Raw genomic sequence first — 20636 nt, 5'->3', positions numbered from 1 at the left:
GTGTTGTATGGATGAAAGTTCTCTTTTTGCCAAAAGATTGAAAGAAGAGCGAAAGCGCTTAGGTTTGAGCCAAGCTCAAGCTGGTGAGGCGGTAGGTGTAAGCCGAGAGATGTGGGGAAAATACGAGCGCGGCGCAATGCCGGGTGGGGACGTATTCATAGCTTTAAAAAAAGCCGGTTTTGACGTGCCCACCATACTTGCTGGCTCAAACCGTCTTGATGTGTCAATTAGCCCACACGAAATGGCGCTGATCGACCGTTACAGGCGAAGCCACAAAGACGTCCAACGCGGAGTAGACGCGCTTCTGGCAGCGACAGTAAACGAAGAGGAAGAAAAATGAAGCATTCCATAACTGTGGCTACCCTTTCCTTGCTGCTTTCTCAGTACGCCATTGCTGATAATGGGCCAGAGCAAAGCAATTGCTTCTTCCTAGATAGGGAGTGCATCGCAAAAGAAAAGATTCAACAACGCAAGGCGGAACGCGAAAAACAGGAGACGGCCCGCCGAGAAAAGTACCTTCAAGACAAGTCGCAGCGAGAGGCGGTACGGGCGGAAGATGTTCGTCTCAAGGTCGAGCAAGCTGCACAGGCCAGCCGTGACGCGCAGGTGCAAAAGCAAGCCCAGGCCGAAAACGAGCGCCTGCAACGGGAATTGAAGTATCAGCAGATCAAGTCCGAACAAGACAAAAAACAGGCGGAGATGGAAGCCGATGTTGCCGCCGAAGAGAAGCGCGAGCGGGCCGCGCAGAAGAAGCACAACGCTGACGTGGCAGAACTCAAAGTCCGGTGTGGTGGCGACTACAAAACGCCAAGCATCGGCATGCCTATTTGGCGCGTTCAAGAGTGCGTTGGCCCGGTGAAGCTATCCGGCCAGGTGAACCGCCCGGACGGCGTAGCAAGCGTCTATAACTATGGGCCGCTCTGGGTCAATGTCATGTCTGGCAGGGTTGTCGCATGGGGACAGTAACGAGCAAACGTGAAGCTTGATCGCGGCCCCACCCTGAACGAGCATTCCCGACTCAGTGAAAGACTTGATTTTCTGCTGAGAGAGCATTTGCATGCAGAGGCCGCATCTGTGGCAAGGCAGATGGTGGCTATCGCCGAACGGGTATACGCAGAACAGAAGAAGCTAAGCACTGTCGGGATGCACACCAGCTCCGGCTTTATCAAATCAGCCGGCGGTCCCGGTTACCATGCCGGCTATGACTACCTGACAGACAAGGGGTATCTGGTCGGCGTTTGCCGTTCCGATGAGGCGATAAAGCTATGCGAACAAGCCGCTTTCCAGCGGTGGGGCGGCGAATGGAAACAGCGGATTCGTGAAATTCACTCCAACGAAAAGCTGCTGGAGAAGGTCAAGGCGATCATCCATGAGTCTCCTGATATTCTTCAATCTGCCCTGCTGAAGCAATACCCAGAAATTGATTCAACGGCGCTCTACTACGCGGCTATGCGCGGCGACATTATTCGGGCAAAGAAGGGCCGCAGCTATACCCTTCGGGTAGCCTCTTAGCCGCCCCTCCAGCTGGAAACGTTTCCCGCCTAATCCCGCCTCGCGCGCCCGCGTAAGCTCTGGTCATCCCATTGACCGGAGCTTGTGCATGAAATTTCCCCGCCTTTCCGGGTGGCTGATCGCCACTGTCTTATTGCTGGCCGTCATCGGCCTGCTCTACCCCCAGCAACTCCCCGTTAGCCTATACAAGCTTTCCCTGGTCAGCATGGCCGGGGTGGCCGGGTATTGGCTGGATCGCGAGTTGTTCCCTTATGCCCGGCCCGATGAATTCATGGCGCAGGCGGTTTCGGTGGGCGGGCCGTTCGTGCCGAAAAAAGCTGTCGCGCCTTCCCAGCAGATCGTCTTCGCCGCCGCCATGCTGCGCCGGGCGGTTATCGTCGGCTGCGCCATGCTGGCCATCGGGCTGGGGGCGTAGATGAGGCGCACGGGATGGGGGACGCCGCGTCCCAAACAATTCCATCTGGCGTTGCGCTGGATGCTCGTTTTCGCTTTGGGCATGCTTGCCGCCGCGTCTATCGGCAAGGCTTTTGCAGGCGACGGCATCCCCCGTGCCGCCCTCAAGCATCGCGCCGACCTGACCCGCGCCGCCCATGCCGCTTGGGGGCTGGATGCCCCCGTTGCCGCGTTTGCCGCCCAAATTCACCAGGAAAGCGGCTGGAACCCCGAGGCCGTTTCCCGTGTAGGGGCGCGAGGCATGGCGCAATTCATGCCGGACACGGCGCGCTGGTGGTGCGACAAGAACGGGCTTTCCGCCGCCGAGTGTCGGCCGGCCAACCCGGTGTGGGCGATGCGGGCGCTGGTGGGCTACGACCGCTGGCTGTTCGAACGCGTGCGCGGCCCTTCGGAGTTTGACCGCTTGTGGGCCGCCTTGCGGTCTTATAACGGCGGGCTGGGGCACTGGCAGCAGGAAGCCGCCACGGTGCGCCCGGCGCTGGGCCGGATGGCGGTGGATGCCGCTTGCGGCAAGGCCCATCGACACGCCAGCTTCTGCCCGGAAAACCTCGGCTACCCCCGCCGTATCCTGACTATCTTGCAGCCCCGCTATCTCAGCTGGGGTCGGGGGGTATCGGCATGAATATCTCAGTTATCCCGCCGTGGGTGAAGTGGCTGGCCGCCGTCGCACTTATTGCGGCTGTGGTTGCCGCCTTCTACGCCTACGGCCAGCAGCAGTTCGGCCTTGGGATGACATCCGAGCGGGCGACATGGCTGGCGCGTGAAAATGGCGCGCTGACCAAAGCCAACGGCCGCATCAAGGAACTGGAAGAACAAGCCCGCACCAGGGAGCACGAACACGCCCAGGACATGGCCGTCGCATCGGCCAAATATCAAGAGGATTTGAAGCATGAGAAAGCTGCAAAAGACCGTGTTATTGCTGATCTGCGTAGGGGCGATTTGCGGCTGCGCATCCCCGTTACCTGCCCCGTTCCAGCCGCTGGAGATAGAACCGCCGCGCTTGGCACCGGCCCCGCCGGACGTGATGGTGAAACGCGAGCCGAACTTTCTGTCGAGGCTTCTGAATTTCTTGTCGGACTCGCCAGCGAAGCCGATGAAGTAGTGCATCAATTGACGGCCTGCCAGGCAGTCGTTAACGCAGATCGCAAACAACCAGGGGAGAAGCAATGAGCGTAGAAAATAACGGCGCCGACAACGCCCAGATCATGCACAGCATCGGCCAGCTTACCGGTGCAGTGCATGCGATGCACACGGGCCTGACCGCGCGGATCGAAGACATCAAGTCCGATATTCGCCGCCTGGAGGAGGCGCAGGGCCAGCGCATGGACCGTATCGAAGAAGGCCTGGGCAAGCGCATCGACAACATGGAAGCCGGTGTCGGCAAGCGTATTGAAACGCTGGAAACCAGCGTGGGCAAGCGCATCGACGGCCTCGGAACCCGCGTCAGCAACCTGGAAGCCGAAGACAAGCGCCTGATCGAAAAGACGGCCAAGCTCTCGGCGCTCGGCGGCGGGATCGGCGGCGCGCTGGCTGCGGCTGCGGTCGAACTCATCAAGCGGATGTGACGATGGCCCATAGCCAAGATACCCGCGACAAGGTGCGCCAGCTTTTCATCGAGGGACTGCCCCTCAACGGGGCGGCCATCACCTGCGGCGTGAGCTATGACACGGCGCGGGACTGGAAGACGCGGGCCAAGTCGAAAGGGGATGATTGGGACACCGCCCGCGCCGCCTATCGCATCAGCGACCAGGGCATAGACGATCTCAACCAGCAGCTGGTGGAAGACTTCGCCCGCCAGGTGATTACCACCACCCGCGAGCTGGAGGCCGCCACTATTCCCGCCGCCGACAAGGCGCAGATGCTGGCCCAGCTGGCGGATGCCTATGCCAAGTTCAGCAAGGCGTTTGCGCGGATCAATCCGGCCTTCTCGGGCTTGTCGGTGGCCCTGGATACGCTCAAGACGCTCGCCGAGCACCTGAAGAAGAGCGACCCTCCGGCGCTGCGGGCGCTGCATCCTCATCTGGAAGAGGTGGGGGCCATCCTGGGCAAGCGCTATGGCTGACTTCGACTGGAGCGATGACTATGAAGACCTTACCGAGGTCAAGAACATCCGCGATTTCCAACAGCGGATGGAACAGTTCTCAGAAGAGCTGCGCCAGACCATTGAGCTGGAGTGCCAAGCTTTCACGGTCGATCCGGCGGCGAGCAAGGCACGGCGCGAGCGGGCCGTAGTCGACTATGAGTTCTTCTGCCGGACTTACTTTCCGCACTACGTTCCTACCGATCATTTCTCGCTGTTCCACCGCTACATCTTCAAGCGATTCCCGGAGCTGATCGACGGGCCGAGCGATGCACGGAATGTTGATGAGGCGCCCCGAGGTGAGGCCAAGTCGACCTACGAAACCCAGCTCGGCAGTTTGTGGTGCATCTGCCGCGCCAACTACCTGGCCGAGCTTGTGCCGACTGCCTCGAAGAAGGCCCGGAAGTGGCTGATTGGCATCATCATGAACACGCTGGAGCAATCGATTGAAATGCTCGAAGCGATCAAGGCTGAGCTGGACAGCAATCCACGTCTGGCTGCCGACTTCCCCAAGGCAGTCGGCCGAGGCCGCATCTGGCAGGCCGCAACCATCGTCACGGTCAACGGAATCAAGGTTCGGGTCGGCGGCGTCGGGAAGAAAATGCGCGGCATGCGGCACGGCCCGCATCGTCCCGGTCTGATCTTCCTGGATGATCTGGAAAACGACGAAAACGTAAAGCAGAAGGATCAACGCGACGCTTGCGAGAACTTCGTCATCAAGGCCGTCGTCGGCCTCGCCGGACCGGCCGGCGGAATGGACATCTTCTGGGTAGGCACCAGCTTGCATTACGACGCCGCAATCAACCGCGTCTCGCGCAAGCCGGGCTGGCGCCGCAAGGTCTTCAAGTCGATCATGAAATGGCCGGATCGAACAGACCTGTGGCAGAAGTGGGAAGGTATCTACACATCTGCGGCGGCTAGTGACGAGGACGATGCTCAAGAAAAGGCAGAAGCGGAGGCGCTGGCCTTCTACCAGGCCAACAAGGAAGCGATGGATGCCGGTTCCGTGGTGTCGTGGCCGGATGTTCGCCCGCTGTACCGTCTGTACTGCATGTACGCAAGCGACCACGACGCCTTCAACCAGGAACAGCAGAACGAGGCCGGCAACGACGACACAGCGCCGTTCAAGAACATCCAGTTCTGGGTCGACCGTCGCAATGACTGGCTGTTTTTCGGCGCCCTTGACCCGTCAATGGGCAAGCAGAAAAAACGCAATGACCCGTCAGCGATCCTTGTCGGAGGCCTGAACCGGGAAAAGATGACACTTGATGTTGTCGAGGCCGATATCGCCCGGCGCGTTCCGGACCTCATCATAGCCAGGGCGGTAGAGTTCCAGCGGGAGTATCAATGCCTGGCATGGTCGGTCGAATCCATCGCCTTCCAGGAATTTCTCTACACCGAGTTGATCAAGCGGGCGGCGCTGGCCGGCATCGCGTTCCCGGCCTATCAGGGGTCGACTGGCCGGGACAAGCACCTGGCGATTATGTCTCTGCAGCCCTATGTCGCCAATGGGCAGATTCGACTGCATCGCAGCCAGAGCGTTCTGATCGAACAACTCAAGTTCTACCCCGAGGCAGATCACGACGATGGCCCGGATGGGCTCGAAATGCTTTGGCGCCAGGCACAGCAGTTTGCAGGCGAATGGGTATACACCTCTGCGGCCCGCTCGCGGCGCGACACCCGCAGCACCAGCCGCCACAGTAGCAACAACAATGATTGGGATGACGATGATTAAAAATATCAAGGCAGCGCTGGCCAGGGTGAGCCGCGCCGGGCTGGACGTGTTGCAGGCCGGCCCGCGTTCGACGCAGGGCACGTCGGTGAATTACATGTCGGTGAATACGCTGGATCCGTCGCGGCTGGCCAGCGCCTTCGCGGCGGCGGATCAAGGGTACATCACCGAGCAGGCTACCTTGTTCGAACTGATCGAAGAGCAAGACCCGCACATTTTCTCCGAGCTGGCTAAGCGCCGCAGGTCGGTCACCGGCCTGGGCTGGCAGTTGACGCCGCCAGAGGACGCTAACCAGTCAGAAATAGACCGCACCAAGGAGCTGGATGACATCCTGCGCAAGATTCCGCGTTTTGAGGATGCCCAGTACGATCTGACCGATGCCATCGGCAAGGGGCTGGCGCCGTTGCAGATCGACTGGCAAACCGGCAGTACCTGGTATCCGAAGGGCTTGCTCTTTGTGCCCCAGCGCATGTTCCGGATCGACCGCGAAACCGGAAAGTTGATGTACCTGAAAAACAGCATGCCGGAACCGTTGCGGGAATGGGGCTGGGTGGTGCATGAGCACCGGGCGAAGTCGGGCTATATCGAATCTTCGGCGCTGTTCCGCGTGCTGGGCTGGACCTATGCCTACAAGGCTTACAACATCCGCGACATGCAGCGCTTTCTTGAAATGTACGGCCTGCCGCTCAGGCTGGGCAAGTATCCGGCCGGGATCGGCGACAAGCAGCGCGATCAGCTGCTCAAGGCGGTGCGCAATATCGGCAACGATGGTGCGGGCGTGGTGCCCGGCAACATGACTATCGATTTCATCCAGGCCATGAAGGCGGGCACGGTCGATGACTTCCTGAATGCGACAACCTACTGGGAACGCAAGCAGTCCATGGCGATCCTGGGCGGCACCTTGACCAGCCAGGCCGACGGAAAGACCAGCACGAATGCGCTGGGCGCGATCCACGACAAGGTGCGGCGCGAAATCATGCTGCATGATGTGCGCCAGATTGCGCCGACCATGAACGGGCAGATCGTGAAGCCGGTGGCGCTCATAAATGGCATGTTCCCGGAAAACCGCTTGCCGGTATTCGAGTACCAGACCGAGGAAACGGTAGACCAGGGAAAAATGGTCGACGTGCTCGACAAGGCGGCCGGAATGGGCATGCAGATCGACGTGGACTACGCCCACAAGATCATGCAGATCCCCAAGGCGGATAAGGGCGCGACACTGCTGGTTTCATCGGGCAAGGCGGCGGCAAAACCCGGCCCGTCGGACGCCGCCCTGGTGCGCCTGGCGGCGCTGGCCAAGGGCGCAGCGCCGGACATCACCAGCGCTTACGCGGCCCAACTCGCTGCCCTGTGCGCCCCGCATGAACAAGACCTGATCCAGCAGATCGGCGCCATCGTGGCCGAGGCGGGAGATTTCGACGAAGCGCTGGCAGGGATTGAGGCGTTGACGGCGAATAATCCGAAATGGGCGGAAGACATGGCGCTTGGGATGGCGGCGGCGGATTTGGCGGGGCGGGCGGATGTCGGGGCGGAATGATGAGAGTGCTATCCATGAGGGTTTTTGCCTTGATTGCGCTGGTGGCCATTACCGGCTGTGGGTGCGCTGACAAAGAGCCGGTAACCGAGGTTCCGAGCCAGTTCTGCGACTCGAAGCTAACCGGCAAGACGGGGAAACGCACCTGGTCTGAATGCGTGCAGATCGGGAAGAACACCTGCGGCTCCACCGTCAAGAAATCACGTGCAACCGAGCAACTTGAAACGATATGCCGGTTTGTCACTTGGAGGGATCAGAAATGAATCGTGAGCAGTATCTGCTCGTATGCCTGGCTGAAGAGTGCGCGGAAGTGGCGCAGCGGGTAAGCAAGGCGCTACGCTTCGGCCTTGATGAAATACAGCCTGGGCAGAAGTTAACCAACTCGCAGCGAATCACTCAGGAACTTAACGACCTGGCGGCTGTAGCCGAAATGCTGATAGCAGACAAAAGCATTGACGGTCTGCAACGTGGCGCCGTGGATGCAAAAAAAGCCAAAGTGAAAGCATTCATGGCGTATTCAGTACAGTGCGGGACTTTGACCCCGGAATCGAAATAGATAGCGATGCCGGCCTCTCCAGACAAACTTCCATTTACCGAAGCCATCGACTTCTTCAAGCAGAAAATCCGCCTGCCTTCATCGGGCTGGACGGATATCTGGCAGGAACAGCATAGCCATGCCTTTATAGTAGCGGGCGCGGCCCATGACGCCTTGGTGGAAGACCTCTTCAACGCCATTCAAAAAGCGAAATGGGCGGGCGGCGGATACGATGAGTTCAAACAAAGCTTCCAGGACATTGCCAGCAAATACGGCTGGGCCTACAACGGTACTCCCGGCTGGCGCAGCAAGATCATCTACGACACGAACATCACCCAGGCTTATAACGCGGGCAGAGAAAAACAAATGCAGGCAGTGAAGCACTTGAGGCCTTACGGGGTTTACCGGCACACCAGTACCGAGCATCCGCGCCTGCATCATCTGGCTTGGGACGGCCTGATCCTGCCTTTAGACGATCCGTGGTGGGACACTCATTCGCCTCAAAACGGCTGGGGCTGCAAATGCAAGAAATATTCACTCTCTCGCCTTGAAGCCAGCCGCGAATGGCCGAAGAACGGCAAGACCGGACCCGACGAAGCCCCGCCCATCGAATGGGAAGAGCGCGTAGTCGGTAAAAATGGCAGCAATCCGCGCACCGTTCGCACCCCGGTAGGCATTGACCCCGGCTTCGCTTATAACCCCGGCAAGGCCTGGCTGGAACCGCATACAGTTCCGCCCCTGACGGGCTACAACGCAGCGCTGAAAGAGCGCGGCACACCGTGGCCGACAGGTTTCAAGCCCCCGGCGCTGCCCATTCCGACGACGGTTCCCGCCGACATCGTCCTGCCCGCCAGTACGGCGCCGGTAGTCGCGGTGACTGACCTGCTGGACGTGTTTGGCGCCACGCTTGATCAAGGTGTCGCATTCACCGACGCGGCCGGCAGCACCCTGGCCATTTCCAAGGCGCTGTTCATCAAAGGTGAGGATAAGGGCGGGGACAATTTCAAGTGGCTGGCCGAGCCGGACAAGATCGACCGTTTGCGCTACATCAACCTGATGGCCATGTCGATTATCGAGCCGGATGAAATTTGGTGGGACTGGGAAAAGGATGCATCGGAGCCCGGAAACTGGCGATTGAAGCGGCGCTATCTGCGTGCCTTCGATATCGATGGCTCGGGCAAGTTCGCGATATCTGTTTTCGAGTGGTCAAGGGCCGGCTGGAGCGGCGCGACTACGTTTACAACCAGTAAGCTGGGCTATTTCGACAGGCAGCGCAAGGGCCGGCTCGTTTACAAAAAATAAACCCGGCGCAGCGGCCGGGTTTGCGGATCAGATATGGTGCAGTTGCGCCGAAGCGCATTCTGACGTCACCGCAAGGACACTATATGCAATTTACCGTCGAATTTCAAGCCGACCATTTAGACCGCGCCCTTGAGGCTGTTCGTAGAGAGATCGCCACGCCGGCCGAGATGCTGGGTGGTATCGGCGAATCACTCCTGATCGTAAATAGGGAACGCCACAGCCAAGGGCTAGCGCCGGATGGAACCGCATGGAAAGAACTGGCGCCATCCACGTTGGCCGAAGGTGGCCGCAAAGGTGGCCCGCTCAATAAAACAGGTCGTATGCTACAAAGCTTCCAATACCAGGTTCTTGGGGACACCTTGAGGCTTGGCTTTGATGGAGAGCGCGATGGTAAATTGGCCGGAATTCATCACGGCGGCAGCGATCCATATACGATCACTGCCAAGAAAGGGAAGGCGCTCAAATTTGGAGGCATGTACCGCAAGCGGGTGAATCACCCCGGCTTGCCTGACCGTCAGTTGGTCGGTTTTCCGACATCTGACCAGCAGCTGGTGAGCGATGTCACCGTAGATCATCTGACTGCTGTATTAAATCGGGTTCGATGACCTAATAAACGCTCTTCAAACTAGGGTAAATACCCTAATGCTCTACTGTATTAACCTTATTTTTCTCCAAGAATTCCCGTAGTTTTTCACCCCGCCCGTCCGGAAATCATGAATTTTGTGTTTCTGGCAACTTTCCTTTAACGACGGGGCTTCGAGGCCAATTTACCGCCATTTTTACTATCCTGTTTCTCCTACCTCCCTACTTCCAGCCATGGCTTCATAGGCATAAAGCGCATTGGTACCAATAATGATCAGGTTATTGCCCATCAGATTATGGCGGTCCAATTGAGCGATGATCGCACCTATCATATTTGGCAGCCTGCCGATTCTCCCCGCCCGATTGAACCTGGCCTGCTCCGCCAGTTTTTCCTCAAGGGATTTGAGGCGGGAAGTGAGGCTGGCTTTGGCAGAAACGAAATCGTTATAAATCGCCTCGGTTTCCGGCGATCTGGCGCCCAGGCTCTTGGCATGGCCGAAGCGATCCAGGATTTTGTAAAGATACTGCTTGCCCTTGACGGTCTTCCACGTCATGCCGCCCTTGTAACGTGCATGGCGTAACGCCACATCACGCCAAGCGTCGTATGTCTGTATGGAATTGACCAGCAGGCGCCGCTGGTTATCGTTTAATTCATTGAATTGCATGCGGTTATCATTTTATTCAGGATTTGTTCGATTTGAATGATAACACTAAGATTCTGCCATGTGATGGGGCACGGATACGTACGAGACTCAGAGGATGACTGCGGCGCCACAATTCACGCTGCCGCTGGCGATGTTCCAGCTTCCGGCGGCGGAAAAACATTGGCTGTCGCTCGGCGCCGTGCCCGAGGCGCTGAACGAGCTGAAGCGGAAGGTGCCGCGGTCGGCGTTGCCATCGTCGATTTTCCGGTCGATCTCCGCCAGAACGTCGGGCGGAATGGCGTTGCCGGTTTTGACATTGAGCGGGGTGGACCCCGCAGCATTGGCGAAATTGCTGTTCTGGGCGAGTTGCAGGTAGGCGTTGTAGATGTTTCTCGGCGTGTTGGTTTCGCTCAATGCCTCGGTGGGGCTCGACATGCTGTAACTGGCGTTGAGGAACCCGGCATGCGACAGATGCTCCCAGGCAATGGTCTGTTCGTTGCTGTCCGCGTTCAGAAGCTTTCCGTCGCCGTTTCCTCCGATGGCGGCTGGCACGTCCGGGATGTTGTGGTCGGCGCTGGTTCCCGGATAGTCGCCCGGCAGCGCGCGGTAACGGTCCTGGAAGCCGTAGAACGCCGTCCTGATCTCGGCCTGCTGGGCGATGACGTTTCTCACGCGCGCGTTGGTGATCAGCTCGTTCCCCTTCAGCACGGCGCTCAGCAGCAAGCCGACGATGACCATCACGATGGCCATTTCGATCAGGGTGAAACCTGCTGAGGCGCTTTTCATCCGTGTCCCTGTGCTGGTTCGGGCAACAAAAAACCCGCTGCTGCGGGTTTTTTGCGAGTTGTGAATTTCCTTATAAAGATGCTGGCTGCGCCGCAGTTATTTTGCTCCCCGGCTACCTTCCAGCTCGCTGGAGTGGTCGTCGTGTCAATACAGGTCGCAGCGGTCGGTGGGTTGGTGGTGCCGCCGGGATAGACGGAGAAACGGAATGCGCCACCCTGCGGGTTGCCGTCATCGATCTTGCGATCGACCTCGGCCAGGATGTTTACCGGCACCTGGATGCCGGTTTTGAGGTTGTGGCGCATCGAGGCGGTACCAGCGTCGCTGTAGACGTTGTCGTAAATCAGTTGCAGATATCCGGCGTACGGGTTTTTCGGCGTTGTGGCGTCGCTGTCGGTGGTAATTGAGCCGTCCGAGGCGTAGGAGCCGTTGATGAAGCCCGCATGGCTCAGGTGGTCCCAAGCCAGGATGGACTCGGCGCCGGCCTCGATCTGGCCGTTGCCGTTGCCACCGGCGGTGACGCCCTTGATGTTCGCGACGGCCTGGGCCTGGGCGTAATCACCTGGCAGCGCGCGATAACGGTCGAGAAACCCGAAATAAGCCGCTTTGATACCGTCCTGCTGTGAAATCATGTTCCGTACCCGGGCGCTGGTAATCAGTTCCTGGCCCTTGAGCACCCCGCCCAGCAGCAGGCCGATAATCACCAGCACGATGGCGATTTCGATCAGGGTGAAGCCTTGTTGTTGGTTTTTCATTTTGTGTTGATTCCTCAATATCTATTGTTGAGTGTGAATGAGCAAAATGTGTGCCTGTTTTTTCCGCGGTGAATTGTAGCCTGAAAGGGTTTGCGCGGGCTAGTTGCGTTGTTTTTTCAACAGCGGTGATGATTTGTCGACGGATTGCGCTTCCAGCGCGTTCAGGCGTTCGGTCAGGAAATGGATTTCGTGCGGGTCGGTGAGCGTGTTGTTGGCGAGCAGCCCGCCCAGCAGAATTTTTGCACTTTGCGTTTCGCCCATGTCTTCGAGGATGAAGATCGGCATCTGCTGTGCCCAGTGGGGCACGTCCGGTCCGGTTGCGTATCTCGCGATGGCCTGGGCATATTTCAGGGCCAGGGCGGGGTCGTTGAGACGGTGCTTGGCGATGATGGCGGCGTGGGCCAGCCATTGCCAGCGTTGGTTTGGCGCGGCGAAAAACTCCCGGTAGGTGAAATCGAGCATCTGCCGCTCTTTGCCGAGGTCGGGCACCTGCGCGTAGAGATGGCTGGCCATGAGCAGCGGATACTGGGCGCGCGGGTCGAGTTCGAGCATGCGGCCGAGCCAGCCGGTGACGGTCCGGTAGTCGAGGTCGAGGAAAGGGATGCTGATGCCCGGCTGGTTGTCGAAAGCCTGCAGATATAGCGCCAGCCACTGCGACGCCAGGATGGTTTCGCCGAAACTCGTCACCGATGCCGCCTGGTAACTGGGGGCCGGCGGCAGGGCGTGGGCGTTCGCCGTGGGCGGCGGGGCTTGCAGGCGCCAGAATATTTGCGCGGCCAGCGCGAGCGCCAACATGGAGAGTATCGTGCGCGGCACGGCGGCAATGGAACGTTCGCTCATCAGAAATTCTTGCGCGACAGGTCGAACAGCGCCCCGGCAGTCAGCAGCGCCAGGTAAATGGCGGTTTGCGCCACTATGGGTCCAAGCTGGGGCCAGCTGCCGGTGGCGTTCACCAGCCATGCCGTCTGGGTGAAAATGTCGAGGCGCGGGAGAAACAGCGCGATGCCGTCGATCGCGTGAACCATGAATTGCTGGGACAGGCCGCTTTCATTGAGCGGCGTGTGGCCGATGAGCTGGATGGCGCTCATCGCGCGGGCCAGCAGGTAAAAACCCAGCACCAGGCTCATCGCCGGCATGATCTGGCTGAAGGTGAAAATGCAGAACACGCTCAGCGCGGTCATGATCCACAGCTCGCACAGCAGCGAGATGCCCCACAGCGCGACCTGCCCCGGCGGGGCGAAGGCGGCGAGCAGCAGGGAGATGGCGGCGGCGAACAGCAGGGCGATTCCCATGAAGCCGAGCAGTTTGCCGATGACGTAGCTGGCGCGCGGAAGATCCAATGATAGAATGAGTTCCAGGCCTTTTTCGTTGAATTCGCGCGACAGGCTGCTGATGATGAACAGGCTCAGCACGAACACGCTGGCCGGCCGCAGCAGGGCGGCGAGGAAGGCGGTCTGGATGCGCTGGCTGTCGGCGATGGCGATGGATTGCAGGAACACGCTGCCGCCGAAGGCCGCCAGCAGAACCAACAATAACAGGCGCGTAAGCCGTGCACGGGCGGCTTCGAGAAACGTGAAATAGGCAATCGTGAAAATGGCGCGCGACATCAGTAACCACTTGAATAACGGACGCCGTAAGTATATCCAAACGGTCACGGCAAGTGTGTCACCCTTGATTATAAAATGCACCCCCCCACCCCAGCCCTCTCCCGCATGCGGGAGAGGGAGACAGAGAGTCGCTCATGAACGGCAATATTTCCATTAACGCGCAACAGCTCATCGTTAGCCGTCCGCATTGGCTGCTGGCGGGCATGCTGTTGTCGCTCCACGCGGCTCTCGCCTGGGGCGTGAATACCTGGTGGTCGAGTTCCGCCCTGCTGGTGCATTTCGGCATTTTTCTCCTGTGGCAGCCGTTGTGGCGTGGCGAGCGGGAGCTGACCTATCGGCATTTGGTGTGGGTGTTGCTCGGCGGCGGCGCCCTGATCCTGCTGTGGAACAACTGGTGGACGCCTGCCTTGTGGCTGGGCGTACTGGTCGGCCTGGTTGGCGGCGACGTGGTGGGCATGACCGGGCGCCGCCAGCGCATGGGACATTTGCTCGCCCTGCTTTACCTGCTGACCATGCTGTTGCTGGGGGTGGTGCCGCACCTGTTTGCCGATGTGTCGGGCAACCTGGCCTTGGACCTGTTGGTCCGCTACGGATTGCTTTTCGTGCTGCTGATGATTGCGGTGCTGCCGTGGGGAAAGCAACAAGCCAAACCCTTTTATGCCGTGGATTTCTTCTACAGCCTGATGCTGTTCCTGCTGGTGGTGGTGCTGGTGCTGGGCAGTTTCGCGGTGAAAGTGATCAGCCAGAGCAATTACCCCATGGCGCTGGCGCAAACGCTGATGGTCATCGCCGGCGCCTTGTTCGCCCTGAGCTGGTTGTGGAATCCGCACGGCGGATTTGCCGGCGGCGGACAGCTGATGTCGCGCTACCTGTTGAGCGTCGGGTTGCCGTTTGAACGCTGGTTGCGCAATCTTGCGACGCTGGCGGAACAGGAGCACGATGCACAGGAATTTCTGCGCCTGGCGCTCGACGATATTGCCGCCCTGCCCTGGGTGACCGGCGGAAAATGGCAGGCACCGGGCAATGGCGGGGAGTTCGGTGCAGTGTCGAAATATTCGGTCGAATTCACCTTCCACCGCGTCAACCTGGTGCTTTACACGCGCTGGGCATTAAGTCCGGCGATGATCCTCCATATCAAGTTGCTGACACAGTTGCTGGGCTATTTTTACCAGGCCAAGCAGCGCGAGCAGGAGCAGAAATACAACGCCTATACGCAGGCGATCTTCGAAACCGGCGCGCGTCTTACCCATGACGTGAAGAACCTGCTGCAATCGCTGAAAACCCTGTGCGCCGCGGTGGAAAGCAGCGATCCGGCACAGGCGCAGGCGCTGCAGGCACTGATGCAGCGGCAATTACCGCAGATCGTGCAGCGCCTGCAACTGACGCTGGATAAACTCAAGTCGCCCAAGGTGAGTGCGGTCGAGGCGGTGGAACGCGTTTCCGCGCAGTCATGGTGGGAATCCCTGCAGCAACGCTACGCCCAGGAGCGTGTCGAGTTCGGCGCTTACGATATGTCCGGGGGGCGGCATATCCATATCCCCGGCGAATTGTTCGACAGCGCGGCGGACAACCTGCTGCAGAACGCGCTGGAGAAGCGCAAGGTGGAACGTGACCTGGTCATCCGCGTGGGATTTTCCTGCGAAGGCGGGGGGCGTCTGACCGTGTGCGACGATGGCAGCGGGCTGGACGAAACCCTGGTAGCCAGGCTGCTGAGTTCTCCGGTGCAATCGGACAACGGCTTGGGGATCGGCCTTTACCAGGCCGGGCGCCAGGCGCGACAGGCAGGTTACCAGTTGTCCATGACCAGCAACCTGCCGGGGCGCGTGTGTTTTGAACTGATTGGTTCAACCTGATTAAAAATCCATTTGAACCACGGGGTACAGGGGGAGTACGGGGAAAACCAGGGTTTGTTCTTGATTCAACCCCGTGTGCCCCGTGGTTAATCGCTTTTCCAGTTCAATCTTCCAAAACACGCGGATGCCGCGCACGCCAGCGTTCCAGACCGCCCTCCACCAGGGAATACACCGCCGGCACCACCACCAGAGTGAGCAGGGTGGAAGTGATCATGCCGCCGATGACCGCTACCGACAACGGGCCGTTGGTCTCGGCGCCTGCGCCCAGGCCCAGCGCTGCGGGGAGGAGGGCCAGGATGACCGTCATGGAAGTCATCAGCACCGGGCGCATACGGATCGGGCAGGCTTCGCGCAGGGCCTGGTCGATGCCCAGTCCTTCTTCGCGCCGCTGGTTGGTGAGGTCCACCAGCAGGATGGAGTTTTTCGCCACCAGCCCGATCAGCAGCACCAGCCCGATCATGGAATAGATGTTCAGGGTATGGTGGAACAGCCATAAGGCCATGACACCGCCGATAATGGCGAGCGGTTGAGCCACCATGATGATGAAAGGCTGGATGAAAGAGTTGAACTGGCTGGCGAGTACCATGTAGAGCAGAACCAGTGCCAGCGTGAAGGCAAACACCATGTAACTCACGGTTTTTCCGAACTCCTCCGCTTCTCCGACCATCTTGACGCTATAACCCATGGGCAGGATTTCCGCTGCCGCCGCTTGGACTTTTGTCACCCCCTCGCCCAGCGGCATGGTGGGCGTGGCAAAGAACTGGGCTGCATACTGCAGGTCCATGCGCCCGATGGTTGCGGCGCCGAGGGTTTTCTTGAAGTCGGCGACGGTGTCGAGGCGTACCAGTTCGCCGCTGGTGCTGCGCAGGTAAATCTTGGACAAATCCGAGGGCTGGGTGATTTCGCCGTCCTTGGATTTGAGACGCACAAAGTATCGTTCGCCGTTCCCTGGTTCATCGTTGTAGCGCGCTACATCGATACCGCCGGTGAGCATGTTCACCGCCTGCGCCACTTCGCTGGCAGAGAGCCCGAGGCTCATCGCCCGTGTTCGATCGAGGTGCATCACCAGTTGTGGCAGATCGAGTTGCAGGTTCATGTCGATGCGCCCCATGGCCGGCTCGTTGCTCAGTTTGGCGAGCAGTTGCTGGGAATATTTGGCTACGTCCTGCAGGTTGGGTCCGGAGACGACGAATTGCAGCGGTTCGCCGCGCTGCCCCCCGACAATCGGCACCAGGGCGGCAAAGGCGTGCACGCCAGGAACCAGTGCCAGTTCCTTGCGCAGGATGGGCATCAGCTCGTACTGTTTGAGCTTGCGCTCATTGCGGTCGACCATGCGCACATAGATAAAAGCTTCGTTTACCTGCCCCGCCTGCCCCAGGCCGATCGCCGAAAAATAGCTGGCGATCTCCTTGTGCTTTGCCAGCACTGCTTCGACGGCTTTGAGCCGGCCATCGGTGTAGTCGATGCTCGAGCCGAGCGGCGCCTTGACCAGCACCATGAAGCGCCCCTCGTCCTCTTCCGGCACAAAAGTTTTGCCCACGTTGGCGAAGAACCAGCTCGAACCCAGCACGATGACTACGGTCAGAAACACGATCTTCCAGCGGTGCGTCAGGGCATGGTTGAGCATCGCACGGTAAAAGTCGTCCATGCGATGAAAAAAGCGGTCCAGCAGCTTGTAAAGCCAGCCATGTTTTTTCTCCACCTTGAGATAGCGCGAACACAGCATCGGGGTCAGCGTCAGGGAGACGAACAGCGAGACCAGCACGCCAAAGGTCACGACTACCGCGAAGGATTTGAAGAACTGGCCGATGATGCCGCCCATGAAAATGACCGGTGCGAAGATCGAGACCAGCGACAGGGAGGCTGCCATCACTGCGAATACCACCTCGCTGCTGCCCAAGGTGGCGGCGCTGATGGGGTCCTTATCGATGGTTTCGCGGTGGCGAAAAATGTTTTCCAGCACCACGATGGCGTCGTCCACCACCACGCCGATCAGCAATAGCAGGGCAAGCATGGTAAGGGCATTGAAGGTAAAACCGGCAAAATACATCACCGCGATTGCGCCGAGCAGCGATACCGGGATGGCCAGGGCGATAATGAGAGTTGAGCGCAGGCTCTTGAGGAAGATCAACACGATCAGCGCGGCCAGCAGGGTTCCCTCGATCAGGTGCTCCTGCAGCGCCTGGACCATATCCTTGATGAAAATGGCGTCGTTGGAGGCCAGCTGGATGGTCATGCCGGGTGGCAACTGCGGGATGATTTCGTTGTCGAGACGTTTCTGTACCGCGTCGATAATGGCTACGGTGTTGCCGTTTGCCACTTTGACAATGCCGATGCCGACGGTGGGTTTGCCGTTGTAATATGCCATCTGGCGGTAGTCCGCCAGCCCGTCCTCGATCTCGGCAACCTGATTCAGTTTGATCGGCGCGCCGTCGCGGTAGGCGACGATCAGTTGCTCGAGCAGTTCCGGTTTGTGGAACTCCATGTCCAGTTTTAGCAAGTACTCGGTCTTGGCACCGGTGACGAAGCCGCCCGGCAGTTGGATATGTTCGCGGTCGAAGGCGTTGATCAGGTCTTGGGCGGTGACGTTATATGCGGCCAACCGGTCGGGCAGGATGTTGACGCGAATGGTGCGTTCGCGGAGTCCGCCCATGAGAACCTGGCCCACGCCATCTATCGTTTCGAGGCGTTTCTTGATGACATGGCTGGCGTATTGGTTGAGTTGCTGCTGGGTGCGGTCGCCCTGCAGTGCCAGCCACATGACCGGACTGGCGTTGGTTTCCACCTTGGCGACTACGGGAGGGTCGGCATCCTTGGGCAAGGTTTTTAATATCTGGTTGATTTTGGCCTGTACTTCGTTGAACGCCACGTCGACGTTCTTGTCCAGATCGAACGTGATGGCGACGATCGACACGCCGGGGGATGAGGTGGAGTTGATGTGTTCGATGCCCGGTGTGCTGTTGACGGCGGATTCGATGATGTTGGTGATGGCTGCGTCGATGATTTCCGGATTGGCGCCCTTTTGTGTCGTGGTGATGGAGACGATGGGAAACTCGATACTGGGGAAGCGGTCGATGCCCAGGCGCTGATAGCTGATGACGCCGAGCAGTACCAGCACCGCCGACATCATGAAGGCGAGTACGTGGCGTTTGATCGATAGCTCTGGCAGCGTCATTTTGCCGGCTCGGCGGCTGGTGTTGCCTGCTTGATCTCCACGCGCCCCTGATCGGTCAGGTAGCCTGCGCCGTCGACTGCCACACTCTCGCCGACGCGCAGGCCATCGATTATTTCCACGTAACCTTCCTGTTTGACGCCGGTTTTGACCACGCGCTGCAAGGCTTTGCCGTCAGCTACAACATAGGCGACATCGCCTGCCGGGCGCAGCACGATGCTTTCCTCGGGAACGGTAACTGCGCCCGAATGGGTTTCGAGCAGCACTTCGCCGTTAACGGATGACCCGGGACGCCAGTCGCCAGGGTTGTCTATTTCCACGATGGCATCGAAAGAGAGGCTATCCGCGCCTACCGTTGGGCGTAGCTGAGCGATTTTTCCATTGATTGTTTCGCCCGGGGCCGTAGGCGTGGACAGTTTGACCGTCTGGCCCATCTTGATGCGGTGCGATATGGTTTCGGGAAACGGCAGACGGATGCGTAGCGCTTGACTGGTGGCGATCTGGAAAACCGGCTTGCCGAGATCGATCCAGTCGCCCTTGGATATAAAGCGGCTATCCACGCGGCCGTCGACCGGCGATTCGATGCGGGTTCGGAGCACGTTCTTCGCGGCGCGCGTGTACTGTTCGCGAGCCGATATGTTCTGCGCTTCGACTCCTTCCAGGTTGGATGAGGATACAAAACCTTTCTTGGCCAGTTCGCGATAGCGCGCGGCGAGTTTTTGCTGCGTTATGGCATCGGATTTCAGGCGTCTGGCATCGGCGACATAATCCGTCGCGTCGATTTCCGAGAGCAACTGGCCCTTTGTGACCGGATCGCCAACGTCGACGAAAACCTTGGTAATGCGGCCCGCAACTTCGGCGCCGATTTTGGGTGTGGTTACGCTGTCGATTTCACCGATGGAGCGTTCGACCACGGGCACATCGCGTGCTACCGCCTGGGTGACGGTGATGATGGCCGGGGGTGGTCCTGACTGGACCTCCTTGCTGTTCTTTTCGCAGCCCGATATGGCCGGCACGGCGCATAAGCACAATGCCGCGAGGCGAACTAAGGAGAGCGTTTTCATCAAGGTTTCCATTTATGACGAGACCCCGGCGGCTTCCGGGATCGGCGCCCGGACGGGGGCGCCTGATTGTTCATCTGGCCGGAATCCCCTTTAATTTCGTTTTTTGGGGACAGGTCATGTGACGCGCGGCAGGCTTTACAGGCTGGTCGGCCGCTTAAGCCATTGTAGGGGCGAAAAAAAACCGGCGCAAGGCCGGTTTTTCTCGTCATTCAGTCGCTTAGATGAACAGGCTGATATCAGCTTCGCCGCCGTACTCGAAGTAGGTGGCCGCACCGACATACTCGATACCGTCGATAAAGTCGCTGTGACTGAAACCGAACAGTTCGACCGTCATCTGGCAAGCCAGAAACTTGACTTCGGCTTCCTGGCACAGTTCACGCAATTCAGCGATGGTCGCCACGCCGTTATTGCCGATGGTTTTTTTCATCAGCGTAGTGGCCAGGGTTTCAAAGCCGGGCACGTTGGCCTGGATGATGTTCGGGATATTCCAGTTGATGTCGCGGAACCATTGCGGGCCGAACGGCATCTTCATGGGCATGCCAGGGTTGCCGAGTGGGCTGACCTTGAGGCAGGACAGGTCCTTGCGCAAACATTGCAGGCCGTAGAAAGTGAAGAATATCGTCGCCTCGTAGCCCAGTGCCGCTGCGGTGGAAGCCAGGATGAAGGGCGGGTAGGCCCAGTCCAGAGTCCCCTTGGTGGCGATAATCGTTAGTTTCTTTTGGTCATCCATCTCTTCTTAACCCCTCGTTGCTATTATGATTTAGCGGACGCTTGTTTCTGCAGCAATATGTTTTTATTATTTTTTCTTCATGAAGAAGGTGTATTCACCACCGGCTTCGGTGGACGACATCAATTCGTTGCCGGTTTGCTTGGCAAAGGCCTGGAAGTCTTTAACGGAACCTGGGTCGGTAGAGAGAATCTTCAGGACTTGACCGGAGCCGATTTCGGCCAGGGCTTTCTTGGCGCGCAAAATAGGCAGGGGGCAGTTCAGGCCGCGTGCATCCAGTTCTTTATCAGCGTTCATATGG

24 protein-coding genes are annotated in these 20636 nt (G+C 59.0%); 15 read left to right on the top strand and 9 right to left on the bottom strand.

The window, feature by feature from the left end; genetic code table 11:
- Window positions 1–7 precede the first annotated feature (7 nt).
- The 14 genes from SKTS_RS16820 (at window position 8) to SKTS_RS16755 (ending at window position 9753) form a co-directional block, all read left to right on the top strand.
- A complete protein-coding gene (locus SKTS_RS16820; RefSeq protein ID WP_173067775.1) occupies window positions 8–340 on the top strand; it encodes a helix-turn-helix domain-containing protein in 333 nt (110 codons plus the stop codon).
- On the top strand, window positions 337–966 hold the full coding sequence (locus tag SKTS_RS16815; RefSeq protein WP_173067772.1) for a histidine kinase: 630 nt from the start codon (window positions 337–339) through the stop codon (window positions 964–966). Before SKTS_RS16820 ends, SKTS_RS16815 begins: the two co-directional genes overlap by 4 nt.
- A gap of 9 nt (window positions 967–975) precedes the next feature.
- Window positions 976–1512, top strand: coding sequence for a hypothetical protein (locus SKTS_RS16810; RefSeq protein ID WP_173067769.1), 537 nt, complete (start codon window positions 976–978; stop codon window positions 1510–1512).
- An 88-nt stretch (window positions 1513–1600) separates the two neighbouring features.
- Window positions 1601–1927, top strand: coding sequence for a putative holin (locus tag SKTS_RS16805; RefSeq protein ID WP_173067766.1), 327 nt, complete (start codon window positions 1601–1603; stop codon window positions 1925–1927).
- On the top strand, window positions 1928–2587 hold the full coding sequence (locus SKTS_RS16800) for a transglycosylase SLT domain-containing protein (RefSeq protein ID WP_198420387.1): 660 nt from the start codon (window positions 1928–1930) through the stop codon (window positions 2585–2587).
- Complete coding sequence (locus SKTS_RS16795) at window positions 2584–3135, top strand: lysis system i-spanin subunit Rz (protein ID WP_173067764.1); 552 nt, start codon at window positions 2584–2586, stop codon at window positions 3133–3135. The genes SKTS_RS16800 and SKTS_RS16795 overlap by 4 nt, the downstream gene beginning before the upstream one ends.
- Window positions 3132–3530: a hypothetical protein gene (locus tag SKTS_RS16790; RefSeq protein WP_173067761.1), complete on the top strand. Its 399-nt coding sequence runs from the start codon at window positions 3132–3134 to the stop codon at window positions 3528–3530. Before SKTS_RS16795 ends, SKTS_RS16790 begins: the two co-directional genes overlap by 4 nt.
- 2 nt (window positions 3531–3532) lie before the next feature.
- Entirely contained in the window at window positions 3533–4027 is a 495-nt protein-coding gene (locus SKTS_RS16785; RefSeq protein WP_173067758.1) for a DUF1804 family protein, read from the top strand.
- Window positions 4020–5780: a phage terminase large subunit gene (gene terL / locus SKTS_RS16780; RefSeq protein WP_173067755.1), complete on the top strand. Its 1761-nt coding sequence runs from the start codon at window positions 4020–4022 to the stop codon at window positions 5778–5780. The genes SKTS_RS16785 and terL overlap by 8 nt, the downstream gene beginning before the upstream one ends.
- Window positions 5773–7314 carry a DUF935 domain-containing protein gene (locus SKTS_RS16775; protein ID WP_173067750.1) on the top strand — a complete coding sequence of 514 codons (1542 nt, stop codon included), beginning with the start codon at window positions 5773–5775 and terminating at the stop codon, window positions 7312–7314. Before terL ends, SKTS_RS16775 begins: the two co-directional genes overlap by 8 nt.
- 14 nt (window positions 7315–7328) lie before the next feature.
- Window positions 7329–7574 (top strand): hypothetical protein, encoded by a 246-nt coding sequence (locus SKTS_RS16770; RefSeq protein ID WP_173067747.1) that lies wholly within the window; start codon window positions 7329–7331, stop codon window positions 7572–7574.
- Window positions 7571–7867, top strand: coding sequence for a hypothetical protein (locus SKTS_RS16765; protein WP_173067744.1), 297 nt, complete (start codon window positions 7571–7573; stop codon window positions 7865–7867). Before SKTS_RS16770 ends, SKTS_RS16765 begins: the two co-directional genes overlap by 4 nt.
- Before the next feature lie 6 nt (window positions 7868–7873).
- The gene (locus SKTS_RS16760) at window positions 7874–9148 is read left to right on the top strand and encodes a PBECR2 nuclease fold domain-containing protein (protein ID WP_173067741.1); all 1275 of its coding nucleotides are present in this window, start codon (window positions 7874–7876) and stop codon (window positions 9146–9148) included.
- Between the two features lie 83 nt (window positions 9149–9231).
- Entirely contained in the window at window positions 9232–9753 is a 522-nt protein-coding gene (locus SKTS_RS16755; RefSeq protein WP_173067738.1) for a phage virion morphogenesis protein, read from the top strand.
- 177 nt (window positions 9754–9930) lie between these two features.
- Here the strand turns inward: SKTS_RS16755 and SKTS_RS16750 are convergent, their stop codons facing one another.
- From SKTS_RS16750 to SKTS_RS16730, 5 genes are all read right to left on the bottom strand, one after another.
- A complete protein-coding gene (locus SKTS_RS16750; RefSeq protein ID WP_173067735.1) occupies window positions 9931–10395 on the bottom strand; it encodes a nucleotidyltransferase family protein in 465 nt (154 codons plus the stop codon).
- Window positions 10396–10482: 87 nt separating this feature from the next.
- Entirely contained in the window at window positions 10483–11160 is a 678-nt protein-coding gene (locus tag SKTS_RS16745; protein ID WP_173067731.1) for a type II secretion system protein, read from the bottom strand.
- A complete protein-coding gene (locus SKTS_RS16740; protein ID WP_173067728.1) occupies window positions 11157–11912 on the bottom strand; it encodes a prepilin-type N-terminal cleavage/methylation domain-containing protein in 756 nt (251 codons plus the stop codon). The genes SKTS_RS16745 and SKTS_RS16740 overlap by 4 nt, the downstream gene beginning before the upstream one ends.
- Before the next feature lie 99 nt (window positions 11913–12011).
- Window positions 12012–12752, bottom strand: coding sequence for a hypothetical protein (locus SKTS_RS16735; RefSeq protein WP_173067725.1), 741 nt, complete (start codon window positions 12750–12752; stop codon window positions 12012–12014).
- A complete protein-coding gene (locus SKTS_RS16730; RefSeq protein WP_173067722.1) occupies window positions 12752–13519 on the bottom strand; it encodes an ABC transporter permease in 768 nt (255 codons plus the stop codon). The genes SKTS_RS16735 and SKTS_RS16730 overlap by 1 nt, the downstream gene beginning before the upstream one ends.
- A 134-nt stretch (window positions 13520–13653) precedes the next feature.
- Between SKTS_RS16730 and SKTS_RS16725 the strand changes: the two genes are divergently transcribed.
- Window positions 13654–15372 (top strand): sensor histidine kinase, encoded by a 1719-nt coding sequence (locus SKTS_RS16725; RefSeq protein WP_173067719.1) that lies wholly within the window; start codon window positions 13654–13656, stop codon window positions 15370–15372.
- A gap of 103 nt (window positions 15373–15475) precedes the next feature.
- Here SKTS_RS16725 and SKTS_RS16720 read toward each other — a convergent pair whose 3' ends face one another.
- The 4 genes from SKTS_RS16720 to SKTS_RS16705 all read right to left on the bottom strand — a co-directional run bounded on the left by SKTS_RS16720 (window position 15476) and on the right by SKTS_RS16705 (window position 20632).
- Window positions 15476–18547: an efflux RND transporter permease subunit gene (locus tag SKTS_RS16720; RefSeq protein WP_173067716.1), complete on the bottom strand. Its 3072-nt coding sequence runs from the start codon at window positions 18545–18547 to the stop codon at window positions 15476–15478.
- On the bottom strand, window positions 18544–19608 hold the full coding sequence (locus tag SKTS_RS16715) for an efflux RND transporter periplasmic adaptor subunit (protein WP_173067713.1): 1065 nt from the start codon (window positions 19606–19608) through the stop codon (window positions 18544–18546). Before SKTS_RS16715 ends, SKTS_RS16720 begins: the two co-directional genes overlap by 4 nt.
- 217 nt (window positions 19609–19825) lie before the next feature.
- Window positions 19826–20338, bottom strand: coding sequence for a sulfur carrier protein DsrE2 (gene dsrE2 / locus SKTS_RS16710; RefSeq protein ID WP_173067710.1), 513 nt, complete (start codon window positions 20336–20338; stop codon window positions 19826–19828).
- Between the two features lie 66 nt (window positions 20339–20404).
- Entirely contained in the window at window positions 20405–20632 is a 228-nt protein-coding gene (locus SKTS_RS16705; protein WP_173067707.1) for a sulfurtransferase TusA family protein, read from the bottom strand.
- Between the last annotated feature and the right edge of the window lie 4 nt (window positions 20633–20636).

Origin of the sequence: Sulfurimicrobium lacus (genome assembly GCF_011764585.1) — a bacterium.
Taxonomy (GTDB): domain Bacteria; phylum Pseudomonadota; class Gammaproteobacteria; order Burkholderiales; family Sulfuricellaceae; genus Sulfurimicrobium; species Sulfurimicrobium lacus.
Note: the sequence above shows the minus strand (reverse complement) of the source record. Positions and strands in the feature narration are given on the sequence as shown.